The organism is Bacillus sp. 7_6_55CFAA_CT2 (assembly GCF_000238655.1).
In the GTDB taxonomy this organism is placed as follows: domain Bacteria; phylum Bacillota; class Bacilli; order Bacillales; family Bacillaceae_G; genus Bacillus_A; species Bacillus_A cereus.
In genome coordinates this window covers 738876-760799 of sequence record NZ_JH414710.1, presented here as the reverse complement: position 1 = coordinate 760799, position 21924 = coordinate 738876, and the positions used below count along the sequence as shown (strand labels likewise).

Below are 21924 nucleotides of genomic sequence, written 5' to 3'. Positions count from 1 at the left end.
CAGGTCAACTCGACGGAAGCTATTTTGAAATGAACTTTAAATATGAAAAGAATTTATTATCATGTTACAAATTCAACTCAAAACTATTGAAATAAAAAGAAGTTCCAAAAGAGGAACTTCTTTTACTTAATTTCGATATCTGCAGAATGAATATGATGTACTTTCCCCTCATGATCCTCCAGAAGTAATACACCATCCTCTGTGATTCCTTTTGCTAACCCCGTAATTGTCTCTCTCATCGTTCGAGCGGTAATTTCTTTCCCGATGCTCACAGCGTAACTTTCCCAAAGAATTTTAATGACAGAGAAACCATTTTGTAAATATTCTTCATATAATTTTTCTAGTTGTAAATAGATTTGTTGCATAAGTTCTGCACGAACAATCGGCTTACCTGATTCAATCGCTAATGAAGTAGCGATGTGCTGAATTTCTTCATCAAAATGTTCTTGCTTTTGATTCGCATTAATACCGATGCCCATAATGACAGCATTAATTTTATCAGGATCCGCTTGCATTTCTGTTAATATACCTACAGCCTTTTTACCTTGAATTAAAATATCATTTGGCCATTTTATTCCTACGTTTACACCTGTACATTTTTCAATTGCCTGTGCAACACTAACAGCCGCTAACAAAGTAAGTTGCGGTGCATGATGAACTGGGATTGACGGGCGTAAAATAATACTCATCCAAATCCCTGTTCCTTTTGGTGAATGCCATTTTCTGCTTAAACGACCTCTTCCCGCTGTTTGTTCTTCTGCTACAACGACAGTTCCTTCTTCTGCACCTTCATAAGCAAGTTTTGCTGCAATGTGCTGCGTTGATTCAACAGTTTCTTCAAAATACACTGTTCTACCAATCCGCTTCGTTTGTAGCCCTAACTGAATTTCATTAGCAGTCACTTTGTCTGGCTTACTTGCAATTCGGTAACCTAATCGGCGCACAGCTTCAAGTTCATATCCCTCACTCCGGAGATCCTCCATATGTTTCCACACAGCAGTTCTTGAACAACCAAGTTTATCACTAATTGTTTGGCCGGATACAAACTCGCCATCCGCTTCAGAAAAAACTTGCAATAACTGCTTTCTTATAGTAGATTGCATCCTTGCAGCCACTCCCTTATACGCTCTTTCTCATTAACTACGTTTCCTTGTACGATTGCTTCTTCGATTTTCTGAAGCATTTCAGCAACCCACGGACCAGGCTTTTTGTTTGCCCAGTTTAATAAATCATTACCAGTCACATTCATTTCTTGACGTTCCTGGATTGGCAATGCATGAAACATTAATTGTACTCGTTCAACAGATGTAGGGTCATAGCTTTCAATCATCGCTTCATATACTCTCTCTGCCATTTCAGCGATATGAATTCCCGTTTTATAAAGAAGGACTGTATCCCAATCCTTCTCCTTTCTAGTACGAATTGCCAATAAAACTGCAACAATATCTTTTATTTTTTTATTCGAAAACTTCCATTGACGTAAAAAGACAGATGGATGTTCTTCTCCGATACAATATAAGAAAAATGCCCACGCCTCAATATCCGTTTCGAAAGAATCCCATTTATACTGCGTAGCTTTTAACAGTCTCTCTTCTGACATTTGTAAATATGGCAAATGAGAAAATAGCTTCGTCTCTACTAATTCTTTGAGACCTTTCACACAATATGTACCAGTTAACAGTTTCTCAAACTCTACTGTAATACGCTCAATTGCTATATGTTCTAGCAAATGCCCATGCGTTTCAATCGCTTGCTTCGTTTTCATTTCTAATGAAAAACCTAACGTGCTTACAAACCGAATACCACGCATCATTCGCAGGGCATCTTCTTGAAAACGATCCGCAGCATTTCCAACTGTCACAATTTTTCTCTGTTGAATGGCTTCCTGTCCAGCAAATAAATCAACCATTTTGCCTTCTTCTGTCATAGCAATTGCATTCATCGTGAAATCACGACGTTTTAAATCCTCTTCTAATGAACGAACAAATTGAACACTACTAGGTCTTCGAAAATCTTCATATTCGCTTTCTGTTCGAAAAGTAGTTACCTCATAAGGCTCACCATTTTCTACAACAATTACAGTTCCATGCTCAAGACCAACAGGAACATTTCTTGGGAATATAGCCATCACTTCTTCTGGTAGAGCAGATGTCGCAATATCAATATCTCCAATCGGCCTATCGATAATAAGATCTCGTACGCTCCCACCAACAAAGTAAGCCTCATGTCCTTGTTGCTTTAATGTCTCAATAATAGAACTAGCTTTTTTAAATCTTTCCATTTTTGTCATCCCTTAGTACGTCATAGTAAATCGTTTCATATTGTGAAACAATTTTTTCTGAGCGAAATTGCTCATAAACACTTTCTCTTGCTCGTTCTCCCATATTACGGTGAAGTTCCTCGTCCTTTAATAGCTGAATAGCTTGATTTGCCACTCCTGTTGTATCGCCAACTTCACATAAATATCCTGTTTCCCCGTGTTGAATAACCTCTGGAATACCTCCAACCCGCGTTCCGATACAAGGTACACCACACGCCATTGCTTCTAATAAAACAAGACCAAAACTTTCCTTCTCTGATAGAAGCAACATTAAATCACTCATCGCAAGTAGTTCTGCAACATTATCTTGCTTCCCTAGGAATAAAACGCGATCTTCAATATGTAAATTCTTCACTATCTGTAAAATCGTACAGAATTCTGGTCCGTCTCCAACAAGAAGCAACTTCGCATCTACTTCTTTAACAATTTTAGCAAATGCCTGAACAACATCCTGCACACGTTTCACTTTACGGAAATTCGAAATATGAATAAGTACTTTTTCACTCTCACTTATACCGTATTCTTTCTTTAATTGAGACATATTACGCTTGAAATATACACGTTCGTCTATAAAGTTATATACCGTTTGAATTTCTTTACTTGGTTTTACAAGCTCATGTGTTTCGTTAATTAATGAATGCGAGACAGCAGTGACAACATCTGATTGCTCAATACCAAAACGAATTAAATTATTTAACGAAGGGTCGGAACCTAACACAGTAATATCTGTTCCATGTAAGGTTGTAACAATTTTAATACGCTCTCCGATCATTTGTTTTGCTAAATATGCACAAATTGCATGTGGTATTGCGTAATGCACATGTAAAATGTCTAAGTTTTCTCTTTGTGCAACCTCGGCCATTTTACTTGCTAACGCTAAATCGTATGGTGGATATTGAAATACAGAGTATTGATTTACCGTCACTTCATGAAAATAAATGTTTGGATATACTTTATTTAACCGGAATGGTAAACCCGATGTAATAAAGTGAATTTCATGCCCACGTTCCGCCAATTGCTTTCCTAATTCTGTTCCAACAACTCCAGAACCACCTACAGAAGGATAACATGTAATACCTATTTTTAATTTCATTTACATCCCCCTAATAAATCAGCATGTAATAAAACCGGTTTCTTACTCATAAATCCCTCGGCATACAAGACTCCAACTTCTTTTCCAAACATCTTCTCACGAGCGATTACAGTTTCAACGTAACCTTCTGTTAACGGTGTCTTAACACCATCGCTCCCTGTTGAAAACTGACTTTCATACGCTTCTAATGCTTCCACCTTTATAGAGAGGTACTCACTTATATCTATACAAAAATTCGGTTTATGAAAACCATTAATCATATAATTATAAAAAGACTCCACACGATGTGGTGAAAGTTCCGGCATATATTTACGGATTCCTGCTGAAAAAATAGCCTCTTCCACAAGCTTTGCACAATTTGCATGATCTGGATGGCGATCTTCATAGTACGGTGCAAAAACTAGTTTTGGTTTATATGTACGGATCACCTTGACAATTTCACGTATATACTCTTCTTTCATATACAAACCACGGTCTGGCATCGCTAAATTCAGCCTCGTTTTTACTCCCATTATACGAGCTGCAACCTTCGCTTCTTCTTTTCTCAACTCTATCGTTCCATTTGAAGAAAGATCAGCTTCTGTTAAATCACAAATACCTACTTCATACCCTTGCTTTGTATATTTAGCGATGGTACCAGCCATGCCGATTTCAACATCATCGGCATGAGCACCAAACGCTAATATATGTAATCCACTCATAATTGTTCCCCTCATTTTCTTAACTTACGATAATCTAAATCTCCTCGCTCTAATGCGTGCATTAACATTTCAGCACTTGCCATATTCGTTGCAAGTGGAATCGCATATACATCACATAAACGAAGCAATGCATTCACATCCGGTTCATGCGGCTGTGCTGTTAATGGATCGCGGAAGAAAATCACCATATCTAAGTCGTTCTTTGCAATCATTGCACCAATTTCTTGATCTCCACCAAGAGGGCCAGATTGATATCTTGTTACAACTAATCCAGTCGCTTCCATAATACGAAGCCCTGTCGTTCCTGTTGCAAATAATTCATGTTGTTCAAAAATTGGTTTATATGCGTATGCAAACGAAACCATATCATTTTTCTTTTTGTCATGTGCGATTAAGGCAATTTTCATCCGTTGTCTCCCCTTTAGTCGATAATATTTTCTAAACCGTACACAAGATGATCGAGGTTCATTACTGTCTCAATTGATAGTTTTACACCTGACATAAATGATGCACGATTGAATGAATCATGACGAACTGTTAACATTTGTCCATCTCCACCGAACATTACTTCTTGGTGTGCAATAAGCCCTGGCAAACGTACACTATGAATGTGAATACCGTCTACATTTGCACCACGTGCACCTGCTAGTTGCTCTACTTCTTTTGGATGACCTTGCTGCTTTGATTCACGATTTTGACGAATTAACTCTACCGTTTTTACAGCTGTACCAGATGGTGCGTCTAATTTTTGATCATGATGTAATTCAATTACCTCAACATCTTGGAAATATTTCGCTGCCATTTGTGAGAATTTCATCATAAGAACTGCACCAATTGCAAAGTTTGGAGCAATAATTGTTCCTACTGCTTTTTCTTTTGCATTCTCTGTTAAACGTGCCAATTCTTCTTCTGTAAATCCAGTTGTACCAATAACCGAACGAAGTCCACGCTCAACTGCAAGTGTAACGTGTTGTTTCCCCACTTCTGGTGTTGTTAAATCTAACAACACATCTGCTTCTACTTCATCTAAACAAGTATGTAAATCAGCGTAAATCGGTGCATGTAATGCTGGCATGCCAGGTAAATCAGAAATCTTCTCACCACCATGCTTATAATCCACTGCTGCTACTAAATTAAAATGTTCCGTTCTTTCCATAAGAAGAACTGCTTCATGTCCCATACGTCCTCTTGGTCCGGCGATAATTACTTTAATTTCTTTCATTATTCTTTCTCTCCCTCATCAATACGTGTCCAGCGATCTTTATCACGTGTATTAAATTTATTCATTACAATGTTATGTGCTGTCTCTAAATCAATATTTAAACTATTTGCCATACAAATCATAACAAATAATACATCTCCAAGCTCTTCTTCAATACTTCTTTCTTTTTCAGTTGTTTTCTTCGGTTTCTCACCATAATAATGATTTACCTCTCTTGCAAGCTCTCCCATTTCTTCCGTTAAACGAGCCATCATTGCAAGCGGACTGAAATAACCTTCTTTAAACTGACCAATATATGCATCTACTTCTTTCTGCATATCTTTCATCGTTTTTGCTTCCATACTATTCACCTCTAATCCTTCCTCTTTCATGTTAGCCAATTCATCGCGATTTGACAAATATTATTCCCCGCCAAACACCTATTTGCGACCCATTTTTGGATAGACTATAATAAAGTGAAACTTCTTTTGCGTTTTTTTGCAAAAGATTAGTTGAACTAATCGGGTTCCTACGGCTGGTTTGCCCCTCTTCTTTGCTTCATCTCCTACCAGCCGTTGGTACGGGGTAAAGTGAAACTTCTTTTGCGCTTTTTGCAAAAGATTAGTTGAACTAATCGAGTTCCTACGGCTGGTTTGCCCCTCTTCTTTGCTTCATCTCCTATCAGCCGTTAGAGCGGGATAAAGTGAAACCTTCTTTTGTGCTTTTCACAAAAGATCAGCCCACATCAATCAAGTTCTTACTATTTTCACTAGCAACTAGAAATTACTTATTATTATGTTTTACTGTTTCAGCGGAGCAATGCAATCATTACATAATTAGGGGGATTTCTATATGACATCAAAATTGAAGATGCGAAATATTATTTTTATTTTAATCGGTTCCGCTATATTTTCTTTCGGTATTGTCAATATCAATATTGAAAACCACCTTGCAGAGGGTGGGTTTACTGGTATTACACTATTATTGTATTTTTTATTTAAGTTTGATCCTTCCTACTCAAACTTAATTTTAAATATCCCTATATTTTTTATTGGTTGGAGGTTACTTGGCAGAACGACATTTTTATATACATTAATTGGCACCTTTAGCGTATCTTTATTTCTATGGATTTTCCAGCGTTACGAAGTACTCAACTTACATTTAAACTTGCAAAATGATATGACACTCGCAGCTTTATTCGCCGGGGCATTTATCGGTATCGGCCTTGGAATAATATTTAAATATGGCGGGACTACTGGCGGTGTAGATATTATCGCACGACTAGCTCACAAATATGTTGGCTGGAGTATGGGGAAAACAATGTTTATGTTTGATGCTGTCGTTATCGTAGTCTCTATTCTTACCTATTTATCATACCGCGAGGGCATGTATACGCTAGTTGCTGTTTTTATCGGTGCTAAAGTCATTGATTTTATGCAAGAAGGAGCTTATGCTGCCAAAGGAGCGACTATTATCTCAGAGAAAAACGATGAAATTGCTGCCAAAATTTTATCTGAAATGGAGCGCGGAGCAACCTTTTTAAAAGCTGTTGGATCGTATACAAAAGTGGAACGTAACGTATTGTATTGCGTTGTTGCTAAAAATGAAATCGTGAAATTAAAGAATATCATTACTTCTGTAGATCCTCATGCTTTTGTCGCTGTAAGTGATGTACATGATGTAGTTGGTGAAGGATTTACGTTAGATGAAAATAAAAACCCTTTACATAATTAAATGTAACTAGAAAAGCGCCTTAGCTTTTCTAGTTTTTTATTACAAGTCTTTTAAGCTTCTCAAAATCCTCATGAATAAGCTCCAATAAACTCCGATTATAAAAAATGGAAGCTGGATGAAAAGTCGGAAAAACATGATATTCTTTCTCTGACCATGTAAACTCTGCACTTTGCATATCCTTTAATTTTTGAATGGGCTGTTTTAATAATTGCCCGTGTACATCTGTGATTTTTTTATTTTTTCCTGTTAAACGTTGAAGACCGATATTTCCAAGCGTGACGATAAGCTTCGGATGTATTTTCTCTAATTCATAATCTAACAAAGGCGCATGGGCAACTATTTCTCCCTGATTTGGCGTTCTATTATACTTTTTTTGTATGATTTCACCATTTCTTTCTTTTTTCTCTCGCCATTTATAAGGTCTACTTCGAACAGCGCTCGTAATATATACTTCTTCCCTTGTAACATCAATACGCTCTAAAAAATCCATTAATTGTTTTCCCGCCCTCCCGCTAAACGGAATCCCATTATGAATTTCTGTTTCACCAGGCGCTTCTCCTAACAACATAAATTTGGGATTTTCAGGACCTTGTCCACTTAAAAAACCTTCTAGTTGATAAGGAGCACTGCGCTCTTGCACTTGTTTTACTAAATGGTCTGGATATTTCATTTCCCCCACCGCCTTTCCGCATTACTTCTATTATTTCTATTTGCAATACATTATATAATTCAATCCATACAACAAAAAAGACTATCAAAATTGATAGTCTTTAGTCGTCGCTACGCTGCATACCAGTATACATTAATACGAGACGTAATAATTCAAATACCGCTACAGCTGCAGCTGCTACATATGTTAATGCTGCCGCATTTAATACTTTACGAGCTTGCCCATATTCATCTGTTGATACAATACCTAACGCTTCAATTTGTTGCATTGCGCGCTTTGACGCATCAAACTCAACTGGCAATGTAACGAGCTGGAACACAACACCTGCTGCCATTAAAATGATACCTAATAACAACAAACCAGACATTTGTGCAAATATACCGATTAGGACGAAAATCCAAGACATATTCGAACCAAAGTTTGCAACTGGCACTAACGAATGACGAACGCGCATAAATTTATAATCTTTTGCATCTTGAATTGCGTGTCCTACTTCGTGTGCTGCAACTGCTGTACCAGCAACTGAATGTCCATAATAGTTATCTGTTGATAATCGAACCGTCTTAGCGGTTGGATCATAATGGTCTGATAAATGACCTGGTGTTTCTTCTACAGCTACGTTGTATAATCCATTTTCATCTAAAATTTTTCGAGCCACTTCCGCTCCTGTCATACCTGATGTTGAATAAACTTGTGAATACTTGCTATAGGCACTACGTACTCTTGACTGTGCATACAACGGTATGATCATTATGATCGCGAAGTAAATTAAATAAAACATCATGAACCTCCATTGAAGTTTTAATTATAGTACTTCTCATTCTATTTTCTTCTGCTACTATTGTCAATGAATAAACCTTACAATCCATATCTTTATTTATTGCATTATCTATTTTTAGAATGTACATTACTTTTTCTTTTTTCTCTCTCTCCTTTATACTTTCTCCATCCAACATAAGTTAATGTGAAGAAAATAAGTCCCCCAGTAATTGTCATAAACCAAATGAGAGAGGGTGCAATTTCATCTTTTTTTACTGTGTGAAATATCTTTTGCAAATCCCCTTTAATAATCCCTAATTGCATTTGGCCGCCTTTCGTTTTTAACATAACGTTACGAAATTCATCTAAATAAGATAAATGAACATTTACACGCTGAACCTCGTTTTCTGGCAAAGCAATCATTAAGCTTGGATAAATAATATTGAATTCATTTAAAAACGTATTTAACGTTTGTTGAAACTGCCCAGCATCTTCTTTTTCCATCGCTTTTTCCATTTGAGAAAAGGCATCCATTACTTTCCTTTCTCTTTCCATCCAAAGTGGTTGATATTTCGATACTTGTGCATCAACAGCAAGTTGTAATGCCAGCACATTATCAATTTTAGCTTGCTTACCTAAACCTTCTTCAGAGAGCGATTGTTGCGCCTTATCGTAAGCTAAAGAAATAACTCTAACTTGATCTGGTGTTACTTCCTGCTTCTTTTCATTCCCCTTTATTAAAAATTGCTCCGAGAAATGTTGTAATACTTGTACCGCTTTTTCATCTTCATTACGCTTCACTAACTGTAACGAGTCGTCTAACAACCCTGTTAGCTCATTCCACTCTTCAGCATATATACGTAACGGAAACATTATAATTAGAAATGCTATCAATCCAATTAATGTTCTCTTCATCCCGGTCCCCCCTATAACTACTAGTACAAAATATGTTAATTTGGACAAGAATAGAACAGAACTAGACCGAAAAATATATTATCATTTTACAAAGAAAAAATTCTCTTTAAGCAGAGAATTTTTTCTGTGACATCCTTTTCTTTTTTACGAAATATCGATATAAACTGTAACAAAGTATACTACCACCTAAAATGAATAATAAAATAGCACACGCAGCATGCATAAAGAACTCTTCTGGTAACATTAATATAATTGGATCTTTTTCAGGATCAAAAACCCAATAATCATTACTAAATAAAAGTTTATGGAATAATACAAAACTCTTTTCAAAATTAATAGCAATTGGTAACATAAGCGCTATCGGAAAAATGATTGTTAAAATCGATCCGTGCAGTAAAAACTTTTCATTTTTCTTTTTTAATAAATAAATTCCGCCTATCACTGCAATCATACTTGTCGCATACATCACATATTGAATCTTTACTAAAATATTTTTAACATCTACAAAATGAATACGGCCATTTGTGGACATATCTAATGTTGGCAAATGTAATGCTCCGTCATAAAACGGGGATAAATATGTAATAAGCACATCGTAATTTCTTTTAATTTCATCCTTCGTCATATCCGCTAAATCAGGAATATTTAAAAAATCAATTTCAAAATAATACAGCCATTTTCCATAGATAACTGCCGTTGTTGCGAGTGCAAAAATAGAAAATGCTATGCTATATGAAACAACTAAAGTAATCAATCGATCCAATATTTTTGTACCACTCTTATTTTTCTCCATGTTCTCCCCCTAAATGTTCTAACCATCATAAAGAAAATTGTTTCCTTTGCTCACGTAAGCAACAATAATATGTAATACATAGTACAGCAATACTTAACCAAAACGTAAAATAACCAATTTCCTCTACAAACAAATGCATAATTCCATATCGCGGCATTTGCCAAAATAAATAATCAATTGCATCGTTATGCAACGTCCACACAGCTGCTACTATAAAATGCCATTTTTTTATGCGATAGAATGGAGCATATAAAAATCCTTGTACTGCCATCGCAAAGTGCGAAAGCATTAACATGTAGCCCATAAGGCCAATAGGCCCTTTTACGTAAATCATAATCCCGTTTACAACAACAGCCCAAATACCATATTTTATTAAAGTTACAATCGCTAACGCTTCTATTAATCCCCAGTTTCTCTTTGCCAAAAAAGCAATTAAAACAAAGACAAAAAAGAGACTCGCCATAGGACTATCTGGTACAAACGGCCAAAATATAGGTGACGTTTCTTTCAATTGATTTCCGTACCATATAAATCCGTAAATTGTACCTAATATGTTAACAATTAATAAAAATAATAATACCGAGCGTTGTCTTAACATTGCATACAAGTACACCAATCCGTATGTCCAACACCTTTCAAGCAAAGTAATTCATTCATTAAATCCTACTCTATTATAACAAACTTCATCCAACTAAATAGAAAAGCTGACTACAAATTTTGTAGTCAGCTTTTTATTATTTTTTATTATACTTTGCAACGAATTCCGAAAGCTTCTTCAGTTCCTCATCCGTACCTTTAAATACACCTTTAGGCATTGAACCTTTTCCCTCTTTCGCAATTTTAGCAATTTCTTCTGGCTTTAAAGTTAAGTTTTGCAGTGCCGGTGCTGCTGCCCCGCCCTGTAAATTGTCACCATGACATGTTAAACAAGTATTTTTTTGCATTAATTTATAGCCATCATCATTTTTATCAACTGGCGCTGTTTTTACAATTGCTCCTTGTTTTTTTGCAGCTTCCCAGTCGTGGTGTGCTACAGATTCCCAAGTTAAAAAAATAATCGATGCAATTGCTAAAAGCATAAATCCAGTTGCCACAGGACGCTTCAATGGACGTCTTTCTGGACCTCGATCAAGAAATGGAGCTAACAGTAATGCTCCAAACGCAATCCCTGGCATAATAAATGCTCCAATTACAGTAAATGAACCGGAAGCATAAGAATACTTTAATAACTGATACAAGAATAAGAAATACCAATCTGGAAGTGGTATATATCCAGCATCAGTTGGGTCCGCCATTCTCTCAAGCGGCGACGGATGCGCCACTGTTAAACATAAATAACCGATTAAAAAAACTGCACCAACCATCCATTCTTTTAACAAGAAGTTCGGCCAAAATGCTTCTGTTTTCCCTGGGTATTCAGAATAGTCTTTTGGAATATTTGGTTTCCGAGCTACTGGTACCCGAGAATCTCCTACAAACTTCATCCCTTTGCCGCGATGCATAATCTCCCTCCTTTTGTTCTTTCCCCTTTAATTTAGCAATCTCTTATAGTGGACCGGAAATACCTTGTTTGCGAATCATGATGAAGTGGAAGGCCATTAAACCTAGAAGTGCTGCTGGTAAGAAGAAGACGTGAATAGCAAAGAAGCGAGTTAATGTTTGAGCGCCAACAATTTCGGAATGACCAGCGAGTAATGTTTTAATATAAGGACCAATGAGCGGTGTTTGCTCTGCAATTTGAATCCCTACTTTTGTAGCAAATAAAGCTTTCATATCCCACGGCAATAAATATCCGGTAAAACCAAGACCTAACATAACAAAGAAAATAAGAACACCAACAATCCAGTTTAACTCACGGGGCTTTTTATACGCACCTTGGAAGAAAACTCTGAGTGTATGTAAAAACATCATTACAATTACGAGACTAGCACCCCAGTGGTGCATACCACGAACAATTTGCCCATAAGCAACTTCATTTTGTAAATAGTAAACTGATTCCCAAGCATTTTTAATATCAGGCACATAATACATCGTCAAAAACATTCCAGATAAAATTTGAATTACAGTAACGAAAAAGGTAAGTCCTCCAAAGCAATAGACGAATGCAGAGAAGTGATGTGCCGGGTTTACATGTTCAGGTACTTCATGATCAGCGATATCACGCCATATTGGTGTAATATCCAATCTTTCATCCACCCAATCATAAATTTTATTTAACATCTACTTTGCACCCCCTCTTGGCTTCGCTTTTCCTAGATACAGCGTTCCATCTTTCACTTTAGACTCGTACACATCAAGCGGAGCAAGGGGTGGCGTACCTTTAATGTTAATCCCATCTTTTGTATAACGCCCCCCGTGACATGGGCAAAAGAATTGATTCGGATGTGCTTTGTCCGAATTCCAGTTAACTGTACATCCTAAATGTTTACATACTGGAGAGAACGCAACAATGTCTCCGCTTTCATCTTTATGAACCCAAGCCGATTTTGGTTCTTCAGACTTGTACCAACCATCAACCTGCTTCACTTTAAAATCGAAACGCTTCGGCTCTGTTGTAATATCCTTTACTTGCGCAACAGCAACCATATCTGTTCCCGCTTCTTTTCTTAACACCGGATCAAGCGCAAATCGCGTCATCGGCATTAAAATACCGGCAGCCATAAAGCCTCCTACCCCTGTGAGTGTGTAATTTAAAAATTGTCTTCTTGACACGCGATGTTCTTTGTCGCTCACGAAAATTTCCCCCCTCTATCAGAAATTGTCCCCTCGTGATAAATTATATAAAAAATAAAAACTAGGACACTATCATGATATAATACGCTCATGCACAGGTCAATATCATACTACTCATAATAATAAGAACTTTCTGTTTATTGCGAGTTTCCCCATTTCTCTTCCAACATCACCATTATATTTTTTATATGCGCATGAATAACTTCTCTTTTTGCTTGATCACTAAATTGTTCTAACGCTAATGAAGGAAACCAAAATAAATCTCCCTGTAACTCTTGCATATCCTCTTTCCATGAAAAATCACTTGTAACATAAGCAATATGCTTAAAACCTTCACTTCGTAAATGATTTGTCCATTCTTGCAAACGACCTTTTTCATTCTTTTGACTTTCTACCAAATACGTAAACGCAGGCAGTAAAAGCACTCTTCCTTTATACTCTCTTTCCAATTCCGTGCTCAACAATTCGATAAATTCACCTTGTTCTACAACCATTTTCATTTCTTTTGCTGCCGAAATTGATAACAGCGGTATTACTCCTGTATCAACATACTCTCTTGCTTGCTCAAACTGTTCTACATCTTTTACAATCCACTTCAAATCCCTTCCCTCCTTCACTTGCAAATGACAGAACTTTCACTTTATATATATTAAACCACACTAAAAGAGGTAAAAAAGAAAAACTACCCAATATAGGTAGTTTTTCTTGATAAAAGTCTGAAATTTGTAAAAATTAATTAATCCAAATAAATTCTATAAAGTCTTTAACTCTGCCGTTAATCTATGAAACGCTTCCTTATCTTGCTTATCTAACGCTTCATCAATTTGTTTCAAAAGGCGTTCTCTCCTAAACGAAAATACACTTTCTTCCAAAAACCTTTCTGCAAGTAAACGATCTTTTTCATTTACTTCAATATGCTTTGGTAAATATGGGTTTTCTTCTAATACAGCTACATAATTCGCATTTTGAAACGATGATTTAAAGTTGAGTTGAATATAAATATCCTCATCTCGATTTAAACGAATATCATGAAACGATTTTTCAGCATCTGTTGTCATAACATTTTGTTTAAAAAAGTGAAACGGTGTGTCTTTCACACAATTCGCTGACATCACTAAGCCACGCGGACAATATTTTGCATGCTCTACGAAGTGGACTTTATGCATCAATTGGTCGTGACTCATTAAATAATTCAGAATCCATACACATTCACGCTGTTTCAGTTGGTAATTATTCAAAAACCATTTTACAAAATCCTTCTTCTCGTTTACAGAAACAGGGGTATTCATAGCAATTAAGTCCCTCCTCTGTCTTTCTCTTTTCTTTTTAGATTCAAGAAGCGGCATTCAGTTTCCTTCCAACTTATGAAAAATCCTCTAAATTATATAACAACTCTTCAATATGAATTTGTGTCGGGTCTAGTTGTAATAACTGGGTAAATACTTCTTTCGCCTCTTTTCGTTTTCCTTCTTCCAATAAGAAATAACCGTACTCTTCTAAGAAGTCTGGATGATTCTTAAAAGAAGTATATGCACTTTCATAGTGTTTTAATGCATCCGAATACATTTCTAATTGTTTTTTTGCATACGCAAGATCCCAAAGTAGTTGTGTATCTGGTTCTCCACTATCAATAGCACGCTCTACAATTGCAATTAACTCTTCGTACTTTTCTTGTTCTTTTAAGATATATGCATATTTTAATGTTGCACCTAAATGCCCTGGATCTAACTCAAGCGCTTTTTGAAGAACTTCCTCTGCTTCTACTATTTTTCCTAATTTCGCCGCAATGTTCGCTAACTCTACATAAAATGGAACTGAAAGCTCATCTACTTTAATTCCTTCATGAAGCGTTTCATAGCTTTCTTGAAGCATTCCTTCTTTTTCATAGCTTTTCGCTAAATACATGTACAGTGATGCGTACTCAGGGTCTAATTCTTTTAGTTCTTGCCAAGCACCAATTGCTCTCTGATATTCTTCACCTTGGTATAATGTAAAGGCATATCCAAATAATGAGTGAATATCTTTTTGTTCCTCTAGGCCTGCTTCATAATAAGAAATCGCTTCTTCCCAGTTTCCGATCGCGCTTAACGTTTCTGCGAGGCGAAGTGCGATCACAACACCACCCATTACTTTATGTTCCGCTAATAGCGATTCATAATAAGTAATTGCCTTTTGTTCTTCACCTTTACTACTATATAATTCTGCTAACCCAAACGTAATAACAGGTTCATCAGGCATCATTTCTTTCGCCTTTAATAGTTTTTGCTCTGCTACATCATCAAAACCTTGCATTTGGAATAAATCTGCAACAAGTAATAACGATTGAACATATAAATCGTCATTTTCTGGAATATCATGAAGCACTTCAATCGCTTCATCTTCTTTATCTAGATCAATATATAATTCTGCTAAAAATACAGTGAATTCACTTTCTTCTGGATACAGTAAACGTAAGTCTTCAGTAATTGCTAATGCCTCATCTGTAAATCCAAGCGTATGATAGTAACGAGCGATATCATACTTCTCTTCATCATTCGCAATTTTTAATTGTTCTTTTAATAATTGTAATCCTTTTTCCGCTTCACCATTTTCAATATATGAAACAGCTTGTTCAAACTTTTGCATAAACGTCTCCTTTAATTCTAAAAAATATTCTCTTCTGTTCATTTATCATAAGCAACTCACTGTTAGAACGCAACCTTTAGAATGAGCATGCTTCTTCTTATACTTCTTCTTACAGAGTAGTTAATTGTTCAAAAGGTTCGGATATGACACCGATACCTTATCATCATCCTCTATTGTACCGCTTTCTTTTATGACCGTGCAAATAACTTCTCTCACTAATTATCAAGCCATACAAACCGTGGTTTACAGAATAACTTAATTAGCAGTCTTCAACCTTTATTTTGAATGCGATAAAAAAGGCTCCTATACTAGGAGCCTTCACAATCTCTTAAGAATATGTTTCTTCTTTCTGTACTTGCTCATTTACAAGCTCTTTCAGCAACTCTATAATTTCATCATTTTCTTCCTTCAAACCGACAGTAATACGAATACCATCATCGATACCAAATGCAGCACCAGAACGAACGATATATCCTTTTTTCATTAATCGTTCGAAAGCTTCATTACCCGGTATACCAAGTTTTAAGAAAATGAAATTTGTTTGAGATGGATAATAGAATACGTTATATTCTTTACAAAATGCATAATACTGATTTAAACCTTCAGCATTCTTTTGCACACAATCTTGTAAAAAGGCTTGATCTTCTAATGCAGCGAGTGCTACAGATTGGGCTACAGTTGATGTATTGAATGGTAACCTAGCTACTTCTAGCTGTCCGATTAACTTCGCATCCCCAATCGCATATCCGATACGAAAAGCAGCTAAACCATATGCTTTTGAAAACGTGCGTAAAACCATAAGATTTTCATACTTTTCAAGAAGTGGTAATGTTTGCGGATAGTCTTCTGCTTCCGCGTATTCATAATATGCTTCGTCCATAATAACGAGAGCCGACTTAGGAACTGATTCTAAAAATGAAAGTAATTTTTGTTTCTCAACATATGTACCTGTTGGATTATTCGGATTACAAATCCATACAATTTTCGTTTTCTCATCTACTTGCTCTAGCATTGCATCTAAATCGTGAATACCACCTTTAAGTGATACTTCACGAACTTCTGCTCCTTCAATAACAGCATGGTGATGATATTGTGAAAACGTAGGATTCGCCATTACAACGTTTGTTCCTTCATGTAATAACGCTCGGCTAATCATTTGAATGACTTCATCTAATCCACTACCAAATAGTAATTGTTCTGCTTTTACACCTAAATGTTTCGCTACTTTTGTCCGAAGTTCAAAGGCATATCCATCTGGATAAAGGGCATATTGGCTCGCTAAAGAAGTTAATGCTTCTGTCACACGTGCTGAGCAACCGAATGGATTTTCGTTCGATGCTAATTTCACAATTTTCGATAATCCATATTCCCTTTTTACTTCTTCAATGTTTTTCCCAGGCACATACGCTCTCAAAGTTAACAATTGCTCTTTCACTCTCATTTTTCTTCCCCCAGTCATTTCATTCAATTTGATTACAATACAGTTATAGCCCCTTACTGTAATCTTTTATCATAACCGTCACTATTACGAGAATACCTCTAAATGAGCACTTCACAACACTTCGCTATCATTTTAAACCATATCTTTTTGAAATGCCTCTAACGCAATATGAACAGTCTCATCTGAAATAGATACGACATTCACTACCCCATATTCCTGCATAAGCACCATATGAATTGCTCCTGCATTTGCTTTCTTATCTTGTTTCATCAATTGAACGAGGCGCTCTACATTCAAATCTCTTGGCATTTTTGGATAGCCGTATTTCAAGAACCACTGCTTCATATCTTCATAAGCAAGATCAACCTTGTACACTTGCTCACTTAAAAATATGGCGAATAACATTCCAACCGCTACGCCGTCACCGTGAGTAATATTCCCATACCCTAGCTCTTTTTCAAGAGCATGTCCTAACGTATGTCCAAAGTTCAAATGGGCACGTACACCCTTCTCTGTTTCATCTTGTGACACAACATTTGCCTTTACAGGAATCGCCTTCGTTAATATATGGATTAACTTCTCATCACGAAGATCCGCTAATGTTTGCACTTCTTCTTTTAACCAATGATATAGCTCCACATCACCAATAAGAGCATGCTTTATCACCTCTGCATAACCTGAACGCCACTCTTTTTCAGGAAGAGACTGTAAAAACGGTGTATGATATACAACCGCTTCTGGCTGATGGAATGCACCAATCATATTTTTACCTAACGGATGATTAATCGCTACTTTCCCACCTACTGCGCTATCGTGCGCTAATAAAGTCGTCGGAACCTGCACAAAGCGAATACCCCGCATAAAAGATGCAGCAACAAAACCAGCTAAATCTCCAATCATTCCGCCTCCAAGTGCAAGAATTAAAGAATTTCTATCTAATTTATTTTCAAGAGCTGACGTATGAGCCGCATAGAAATTTTCGAAAGACTTCTCTTTTTCGCCACTTGGTACAACAAATGAAAACGCGTCCTGCTCCACTTGTAATGCATCGATAACTGTCTGTAAATGTAGTGATGCAACAGCTTCATCTGAAATGATCATTACGTTAGATACAGCTGGCTGCATATTTTGAACGATCATTGTTAAGTTTGACAACGCTTCTTTACCAACATGTACATCATATTCTTTTGATTTCGTTTGAATATGTATGTTTCCCATTAAAATCCCCTCGCATATTCATTATGTTTCTCAATATTTTCACGAATTAGTTCCATACGATCTAATCCGAATTGTTCTATTAAAGCTGTTGCTAATTCCCAAGCCACAACCGCTTCTGCAACGACACTAGCTGCTGGCACTGCACAACTATCTGAACGTTCAATGCTCGCTGTAAAAGGCTCTTTCGTATCAATATCTACACTTTGAAGAGGTTTATAAAGTGTAGGTATCGGTTTCATCACACCGCGCACAACAATTGGCATTCCAGTCGTCATACCGCCTTCTAATCCACCTGCATTATTTGTTCTTCTTGTATATCCATGCTCCTCATTCCATAGAATTTCATCATGAACTTCACTTCCCGGTCTATGCGCTGCTTCAAAACCAATTCCAATCTCGACACCTTTAAAAGCATTAATACTCATAATTGCAGCTGCTAATTTCGCATCCAGTTTTCGATCATAATGCACGTAGCTACCTACTCCAATTGGCATTCCTTCCACAATTACTTCAACGATTCCACCAATTGAATCACCATTTGCTTTCGCATCATCAATCGCTTTCATCATTTGGTTACCAGCTTCGTCATCTAAGCAACGTACAGGAGATGCTTCTGTAATACTCTTTAATTCTTCAATTGAACTATACGTAACCTCCTTAGCTTGTACACCGCCAATTTCAATTACATGGCCCGCCACTTTAATACCAAGTTCTGCTAACACCTTTTTAGCAACCGCACCAGCAGCAACACGCACCGTCGTTTCGCGCGCTGACGAACGTTCCAGTACATTCCTCATATCTCTATGACCATATTTAATTGCACCATTTAAATCAGCATGCCCAGGCCTTGGTTTTGTCACTTTCCTTTTTATCTCTTTTTCTTCCTGCTCAGTTAAAGGCTCTGTCCCCATAATTTTTGTCCAATGGGCAAAATCACGATTTTCAACAACGAGTGCAATAGGGGAACCTAATGTTTCTCCATGTCTAACACCACTTAAAATTTGCACTTGATCCGTTTCAATTTGCATGCGTCTACCACGCCCATATCCCTTTTGCCTTCTAGCTAACTCTTCGTTTATATCATCCGCTACTAAAGACAATCCTGCTGGAACACCTTCTATAATCGTTGTAAGTTGCGGACCATGAGATTCACCAGCTGTAATATATCGCATACGTTATTCCTCTTTTCGTATATGTATTTATCTCACTATATTAACTTTTATCATTCTAAAAATATTAAAGAAATTATATCATAAATCGACCATTTTCTTATTCTATATTTCCGATAGGCCTAATTTAAATATCAATATATCATAACAGCTCAAACTTCGTAACTAATTGAAAATAAAAAAAGTGCAAGAAGAATACCCCTATTCTCCTTGCACTTTTTACTATTATCACAGTGATTAAAGCGTTTACAAATTATTTCAAAATAATTAGTAAATCCATTCATTCATTAATTTTGAGTAGTCAACTAATTCTTCTTCTTTAAAGAAAATAGCAATCTCGCGCTCTGCGCTTTCTAAAGAATCAGAACCATGAATAATATTTTTCGCAACAGTTACACCGAAATCTCCACGAATTGTTCCAGGAGCTGCTTCATGTGGTCTTGTTTTCCCCATCATGTTACGCGCTGTATCTACTACACCTTCACCTTGCCATACCATTGCGAATACAGGTCCAGATGTAATAAAGTCTACTAACTCACCAAAGAAAGGTTTTTCCTTATGCTCAGCGTAGTGTTGTCCAGCAATTTCCGGAGTGACTTGCATTAATTTTGCACCAACTAATTGAAAGCCTTTTTTCTCAAAACGAGCTACAATTTCCCCAATGAAGGCACGTTGTACACCGTCTGGTTTTACCATTAGAAATGTTTTTTCCATAAAAAATCTCTCCACTTCTGAATTATGTATGTAATTGTATATCCCCACACACATATTATCACCCTTATCACAATTGTGCAATAGTTTTGAAATAGAGAGATTATTTTATTTTTTAGAATAAACATTAAAATTTTCGTTTTCCAATATACTTTGCAACATTTTGTAATGCATACTTTGCTTTTCCACGTGGGAGTGGTTTTATTATTTCTAAAGCTTTATGTAAATAACGTTCACTAAACGCAAATGCTTGATCAATTGCTGGACTATTTTTTACAGCATCAATAATTTCTTGCATTTCACTTGCTGTTGTATTTTCATGTACAGATGTGATTTTTTGACGAAGTACTGGATCTTCCATCGCATATAAAGCAGGGAGCGTTATGTTTCCTTGTAATAAATCTCCACCAGCAGGTTTTCCAAGTTTCTCTTCTGTGGAAACGAAGTCTAAAATGTCATCAATAATTTGATAAGACATTCCTACAAAATACCCATACCAAAATAGACGATTTACTGTATCACGATTAGCACCAGCAGCAATCGCTCCCAATTGACAACTCGCGGCAATTAATAATGCTGTTTTTCGCTTTATTCTTCTTAAATACGTTCTTAAATTTTGGTCATAATTGTATTTATCTTTAATTTGTTCAATTTCACCTTTACAGACTTCTAAAATAGTATGTGATAACGCTTGATGCGCCTCTGGGATTTCGATATTTGTTATACATTCAAGAGACTTAGCGAACAAATAGTCCCCTGTATACATCGCAATACGATCTCCCCATTTCGCATTCACAGTCGCACTGCCGCGTCGTAAAAATGCAGCATCAATAACATCATCGTGAACAAGAGAAGCCATATGAATAAGTTCTAACGCAACAGCAACATGCTTAATCGCATCTAACTTATAATCTCCAAATTTCCCTGCAAGCAACACAAATACAGGACGAATTCGTTTCCCACCAGCTTCAATAAGCTGTAATGCTGCCTCTTCTACTAATGGCTGTTCAGAAGCGACTGTCTTTTTTAATTCTTTTTCTATCACATTAATATCCGATCGTAAAAAAGAGTACATAAGTTGTAACTTCATATTGTTCACCTTAACCTAAAACTTCTTTTTTCTATTTTGATTCTGGTTTAATACCTAAATGCATCGCTGCTACCCCGAAAGTAAATGGTTTCACTTGCACACGTTCAAGTCCAGCTTGCTCAAACATTTGAGCCAATTCTTTCATCCCTGGGAACGTACTAGCAGATTCTTGAAGCCATGAATATTCTTTATAACTTTTCGCAAACATCTTTCCAAATAACGGCATGATATATTTAAAGTATAAAATATACCCTTGTCGAAAACCAATCATTGTTGGTTGAGATGTTTCTAAACAGATTACTTTTCCACCTGGTTTTACTACACGTGTCATTTCTTTTAATACGTGCATATAATCCGGTACGTTACGTAAACCAAACCCAATCGTCACATAATCAAACGTATTATCTTCAAACGGAAGTTCCATTGCATTCCCATGTAGAAGTTCTACTTGTTTTAATTGTAACGCCTCTACCTTTTGCTTACCGACAGATAACATATTTTCACTGAAATCTAAGCCAACAACCTTTCCTTGTTCACCTACGGCTCCAGCTAGCGCAATTGTCCAATCTGCGGTTCCACAGCATACATCAAGCGCTTGACTACCTGGTTGTACATCCATAATTCGCATCGTTTCTTTACGCCACGCTTTATGTCTTTGAAAGCTAATTACAGAATTCATCACATCGTATTTATCAGAAATCTTTTCAAATACGTCATGTACTCTTTCTTCTTTTGATTGTTGCATGCTCGT

Annotated in this window: 25 protein-coding genes; 1 reads left to right on the top strand and 24 read right to left on the bottom strand. The window is 36.5% G+C overall.

Annotated features, from left to right (window positions below; all coding sequences use genetic code 11):
- Positions 1–122: 122 nt before the first annotated feature.
- The 7 genes from HMPREF1014_RS19635 to HMPREF1014_RS19605 are packed head-to-tail and all read right to left on the bottom strand — an operon-like array spanning position 123 to position 5677.
- On the bottom strand, positions 123–1103 hold the full coding sequence (locus HMPREF1014_RS19635) for a biotin--[acetyl-CoA-carboxylase] ligase (protein ID WP_001192063.1): 981 nt from the start codon (positions 1101–1103) through the stop codon (positions 123–125).
- Positions 1088–2281 (bottom strand): CCA tRNA nucleotidyltransferase, encoded by a 1194-nt coding sequence (locus HMPREF1014_RS19630; RefSeq protein WP_000439324.1) that lies wholly within the window; start codon positions 2279–2281, stop codon positions 1088–1090. Before HMPREF1014_RS19630 ends, HMPREF1014_RS19635 begins: the two co-directional genes overlap by 16 nt.
- Positions 2268–3413, bottom strand: coding sequence for an N-acetyl-alpha-D-glucosaminyl L-malate synthase BshA (bshA, locus tag HMPREF1014_RS19625; protein WP_000768305.1), 1146 nt, complete (start codon positions 3411–3413; stop codon positions 2268–2270). Before bshA ends, HMPREF1014_RS19630 begins: the two co-directional genes overlap by 14 nt.
- Entirely contained in the window at positions 3410–4114 is a 705-nt protein-coding gene (gene bshB1, locus HMPREF1014_RS19620; RefSeq protein ID WP_000015673.1) for a bacillithiol biosynthesis deacetylase BshB1, read from the bottom strand. Before bshB1 ends, bshA begins: the two co-directional genes overlap by 4 nt.
- 11 nt (positions 4115–4125) lie before the next feature.
- On the bottom strand, positions 4126–4521 hold the full coding sequence (mgsA, locus tag HMPREF1014_RS19615) for a methylglyoxal synthase (protein ID WP_000684765.1): 396 nt from the start codon (positions 4519–4521) through the stop codon (positions 4126–4128).
- A gap of 14 nt (positions 4522–4535) precedes the next feature.
- A complete protein-coding gene (dapB, locus tag HMPREF1014_RS19610) occupies positions 4536–5336 on the bottom strand; it encodes a dihydrodipicolinate reductase (RefSeq protein WP_000658809.1) in 801 nt (266 codons plus the stop codon).
- The gene (locus HMPREF1014_RS19605; RefSeq protein WP_002108639.1) at positions 5336–5677 is read right to left on the bottom strand and encodes a nucleotide pyrophosphohydrolase; all 342 of its coding nucleotides are present in this window, start codon (positions 5675–5677) and stop codon (positions 5336–5338) included. Before HMPREF1014_RS19605 ends, dapB begins: the two co-directional genes overlap by 1 nt.
- Positions 5678–6167: 490 nt before the next feature.
- Between HMPREF1014_RS19605 and HMPREF1014_RS19600 the strand changes: the two genes are divergently transcribed.
- Entirely contained in the window at positions 6168–7049 is an 882-nt protein-coding gene (locus HMPREF1014_RS19600) for a YitT family protein (RefSeq protein WP_000202121.1), read from the top strand.
- A 28-nt stretch (positions 7050–7077) separates the two neighbouring features.
- Here the strand turns inward: HMPREF1014_RS19600 and HMPREF1014_RS19595 are convergent, their stop codons facing one another.
- From HMPREF1014_RS19595 to menG, 17 genes are all read right to left on the bottom strand, one after another.
- The gene (locus HMPREF1014_RS19595) at positions 7078–7719 is read right to left on the bottom strand and encodes a uracil-DNA glycosylase (protein ID WP_000876871.1); all 642 of its coding nucleotides are present in this window, start codon (positions 7717–7719) and stop codon (positions 7078–7080) included.
- A 100-nt stretch (positions 7720–7819) separates the two neighbouring features.
- Positions 7820–8503 carry a zinc metallopeptidase gene (locus tag HMPREF1014_RS19590; protein ID WP_058839490.1) on the bottom strand — a complete coding sequence of 228 codons (684 nt, stop codon included), beginning with the start codon at positions 8501–8503 and terminating at the stop codon, positions 7820–7822.
- Positions 8504–8604: 101 nt separating this feature from the next.
- Positions 8605–9393, bottom strand: a complete 789-nt coding sequence (gene ypjB, locus HMPREF1014_RS19585) for a sporulation protein YpjB (protein WP_000831583.1) — start codon at positions 9391–9393, stop codon at positions 8605–8607.
- A 106-nt stretch (positions 9394–9499) separates the two neighbouring features.
- The gene (gene lit / locus HMPREF1014_RS19580) at positions 9500–10186 is read right to left on the bottom strand and encodes a lipoprotein intramolecular transacylase Lit (RefSeq protein WP_000414370.1); all 687 of its coding nucleotides are present in this window, start codon (positions 10184–10186) and stop codon (positions 9500–9502) included.
- A gap of 25 nt (positions 10187–10211) precedes the next feature.
- Complete coding sequence (gene lhaT / locus HMPREF1014_RS19575) at positions 10212–10802, bottom strand: lipoprotein heptaprenylglyceryl N-acetyltransferase LhaT (RefSeq protein ID WP_025967075.1); 591 nt, start codon at positions 10800–10802, stop codon at positions 10212–10214.
- A 118-nt stretch (positions 10803–10920) separates the two neighbouring features.
- Entirely contained in the window at positions 10921–11688 is a 768-nt protein-coding gene (qcrC, locus tag HMPREF1014_RS19570) for a menaquinol-cytochrome c reductase cytochrome b/c subunit (protein ID WP_000554603.1), read from the bottom strand.
- 43 nt (positions 11689–11731) lie between these two features.
- Complete coding sequence (gene qcrB / locus HMPREF1014_RS19565; protein WP_000932700.1) at positions 11732–12406, bottom strand: menaquinol-cytochrome c reductase cytochrome b subunit; 675 nt, start codon at positions 12404–12406, stop codon at positions 11732–11734.
- Complete coding sequence (qcrA, locus tag HMPREF1014_RS19560) at positions 12407–12919, bottom strand: menaquinol-cytochrome c reductase iron-sulfur subunit (protein WP_001280593.1); 513 nt, start codon at positions 12917–12919, stop codon at positions 12407–12409.
- Between the two features lie 137 nt (positions 12920–13056).
- A complete protein-coding gene (locus tag HMPREF1014_RS19555; protein WP_000871314.1) occupies positions 13057–13518 on the bottom strand; it encodes a YpiF family protein in 462 nt (153 codons plus the stop codon).
- 153 nt (positions 13519–13671) lie between these two features.
- Positions 13672–14208, bottom strand: a complete 537-nt coding sequence (locus HMPREF1014_RS19550) for a ReoY family proteolytic degradation factor (protein WP_001095925.1) — start codon at positions 14206–14208, stop codon at positions 13672–13674.
- A gap of 73 nt (positions 14209–14281) precedes the next feature.
- Positions 14282–15544: a tetratricopeptide repeat protein gene (locus HMPREF1014_RS19545; protein ID WP_001168671.1), complete on the bottom strand. Its 1263-nt coding sequence runs from the start codon at positions 15542–15544 to the stop codon at positions 14282–14284.
- A 328-nt stretch (positions 15545–15872) separates the two neighbouring features.
- Positions 15873–16985: a histidinol-phosphate transaminase gene (hisC, locus tag HMPREF1014_RS19540; protein WP_001264034.1), complete on the bottom strand. Its 1113-nt coding sequence runs from the start codon at positions 16983–16985 to the stop codon at positions 15873–15875.
- Positions 16986–17117: 132 nt separating this feature from the next.
- Positions 17118–18203, bottom strand: a complete 1086-nt coding sequence (gene aroB / locus HMPREF1014_RS19535) for a 3-dehydroquinate synthase (protein ID WP_000526808.1) — start codon at positions 18201–18203, stop codon at positions 17118–17120.
- Positions 18203–19375 carry a chorismate synthase gene (aroC, locus tag HMPREF1014_RS19530; protein ID WP_001269390.1) on the bottom strand — a complete coding sequence of 391 codons (1173 nt, stop codon included), beginning with the start codon at positions 19373–19375 and terminating at the stop codon, positions 18203–18205. The genes aroB and aroC overlap by 1 nt, the downstream gene beginning before the upstream one ends.
- A gap of 264 nt (positions 19376–19639) precedes the next feature.
- Complete coding sequence (gene ndk, locus HMPREF1014_RS19525; RefSeq protein ID WP_000415883.1) at positions 19640–20086, bottom strand: nucleoside-diphosphate kinase; 447 nt, start codon at positions 20084–20086, stop codon at positions 19640–19642.
- Positions 20087–20210: 124 nt separating this feature from the next.
- Complete coding sequence (hepT, locus tag HMPREF1014_RS19520; protein ID WP_000776079.1) at positions 20211–21173, bottom strand: heptaprenyl diphosphate synthase component II; 963 nt, start codon at positions 21171–21173, stop codon at positions 20211–20213.
- Positions 21174–21204: 31 nt separating this feature from the next.
- Complete coding sequence (menG, locus tag HMPREF1014_RS19515) at positions 21205–21918, bottom strand: 2-heptaprenyl-1,4-naphthoquinone methyltransferase (RefSeq protein ID WP_001187674.1); 714 nt, start codon at positions 21916–21918, stop codon at positions 21205–21207.
- Positions 21919–21924 lie beyond the last annotated feature (6 nt).

What these genes read in the sequence shown, in the direction of transcription:
- HMPREF1014_RS19635 (WP_001192063.1), bottom strand. Translation starts at nt 1,103, where the DNA reads ATGCAATCTACTATAAGAAAGCAGTTATTGCAAGTTTTTTCTGAAGCG.
- HMPREF1014_RS19630 (WP_000439324.1), bottom strand. Translation starts at nt 2,281, where the DNA reads ATGGAAAGATTTAAAAAAGCTAGTTCTATTATTGAGACATTAAAGCAA.
- bshA (WP_000768305.1), bottom strand. Translation starts at nt 3,413, where the DNA reads ATGAAATTAAAAATAGGTATTACATGTTATCCTTCTGTAGGTGGTTCT.
- bshB1 (WP_000015673.1), bottom strand. Translation starts at nt 4,114, where the DNA reads ATGAGTGGATTACATATATTAGCGTTTGGTGCTCATGCCGATGATGTT.
- mgsA (WP_000684765.1), bottom strand. Translation starts at nt 4,521, where the DNA reads ATGAAAATTGCCTTAATCGCACATGACAAAAAGAAAAATGATATGGTT.
- dapB (WP_000658809.1), bottom strand. Translation starts at nt 5,336, where the DNA reads ATGAAAGAAATTAAAGTAATTATCGCCGGACCAAGAGGACGTATGGGA.
- HMPREF1014_RS19605 (WP_002108639.1), bottom strand. Translation starts at nt 5,677, where the DNA reads ATGGAAGCAAAAACGATGAAAGATATGCAGAAAGAAGTAGATGCATAT.
- HMPREF1014_RS19600 (WP_000202121.1), top strand. Translation starts at nt 6,168, where the DNA reads ATGACATCAAAATTGAAGATGCGAAATATTATTTTTATTTTAATCGGT.
- HMPREF1014_RS19595 (WP_000876871.1), bottom strand. Translation starts at nt 7,719, where the DNA reads ATGAAATATCCAGACCATTTAGTAAAACAAGTGCAAGAGCGCAGTGCT.
- HMPREF1014_RS19590 (WP_058839490.1), bottom strand. Translation starts at nt 8,503, where the DNA reads ATGATGTTTTATTTAATTTACTTCGCGATCATAATGATCATACCGTTG.
- ypjB (WP_000831583.1), bottom strand. Translation starts at nt 9,393, where the DNA reads ATGAAGAGAACATTAATTGGATTGATAGCATTTCTAATTATAATGTTT.
- lit (WP_000414370.1), bottom strand. Translation starts at nt 10,186, where the DNA reads ATGGAGAAAAATAAGAGTGGTACAAAAATATTGGATCGATTGATTACT.
- qcrC (WP_000554603.1), bottom strand. Translation starts at nt 11,688, where the DNA reads ATGCATCGCGGCAAAGGGATGAAGTTTGTAGGAGATTCTCGGGTACCA.
- qcrB (WP_000932700.1), bottom strand. Translation starts at nt 12,406, where the DNA reads ATGTTAAATAAAATTTATGATTGGGTGGATGAAAGATTGGATATTACA.
- HMPREF1014_RS19550 (WP_001095925.1), bottom strand. Translation starts at nt 14,208, where the DNA reads ATGAATACCCCTGTTTCTGTAAACGAGAAGAAGGATTTTGTAAAATGG.
- HMPREF1014_RS19545 (WP_001168671.1), bottom strand. Translation starts at nt 15,544, where the DNA reads ATGCAAAAGTTTGAACAAGCTGTTTCATATATTGAAAATGGTGAAGCG.
- hisC (WP_001264034.1), bottom strand. Translation starts at nt 16,985, where the DNA reads ATGAGAGTGAAAGAGCAATTGTTAACTTTGAGAGCGTATGTGCCTGGG.
- aroB (WP_000526808.1), bottom strand. Translation starts at nt 18,203, where the DNA reads ATGGGAAACATACATATTCAAACGAAATCAAAAGAATATGATGTACAT.
- aroC (WP_001269390.1), bottom strand. Translation starts at nt 19,375, where the DNA reads ATGCGATATATTACAGCTGGTGAATCTCATGGTCCGCAACTTACAACG.
- ndk (WP_000415883.1), bottom strand. Translation starts at nt 20,086, where the DNA reads ATGGAAAAAACATTTCTAATGGTAAAACCAGACGGTGTACAACGTGCC.
- hepT (WP_000776079.1), bottom strand. Translation starts at nt 21,173, where the DNA reads ATGAAGTTACAACTTATGTACTCTTTTTTACGATCGGATATTAATGTG.
- menG (WP_001187674.1), bottom strand. Translation starts at nt 21,918, where the DNA reads ATGCAACAATCAAAAGAAGAAAGAGTACATGACGTATTTGAAAAGATT.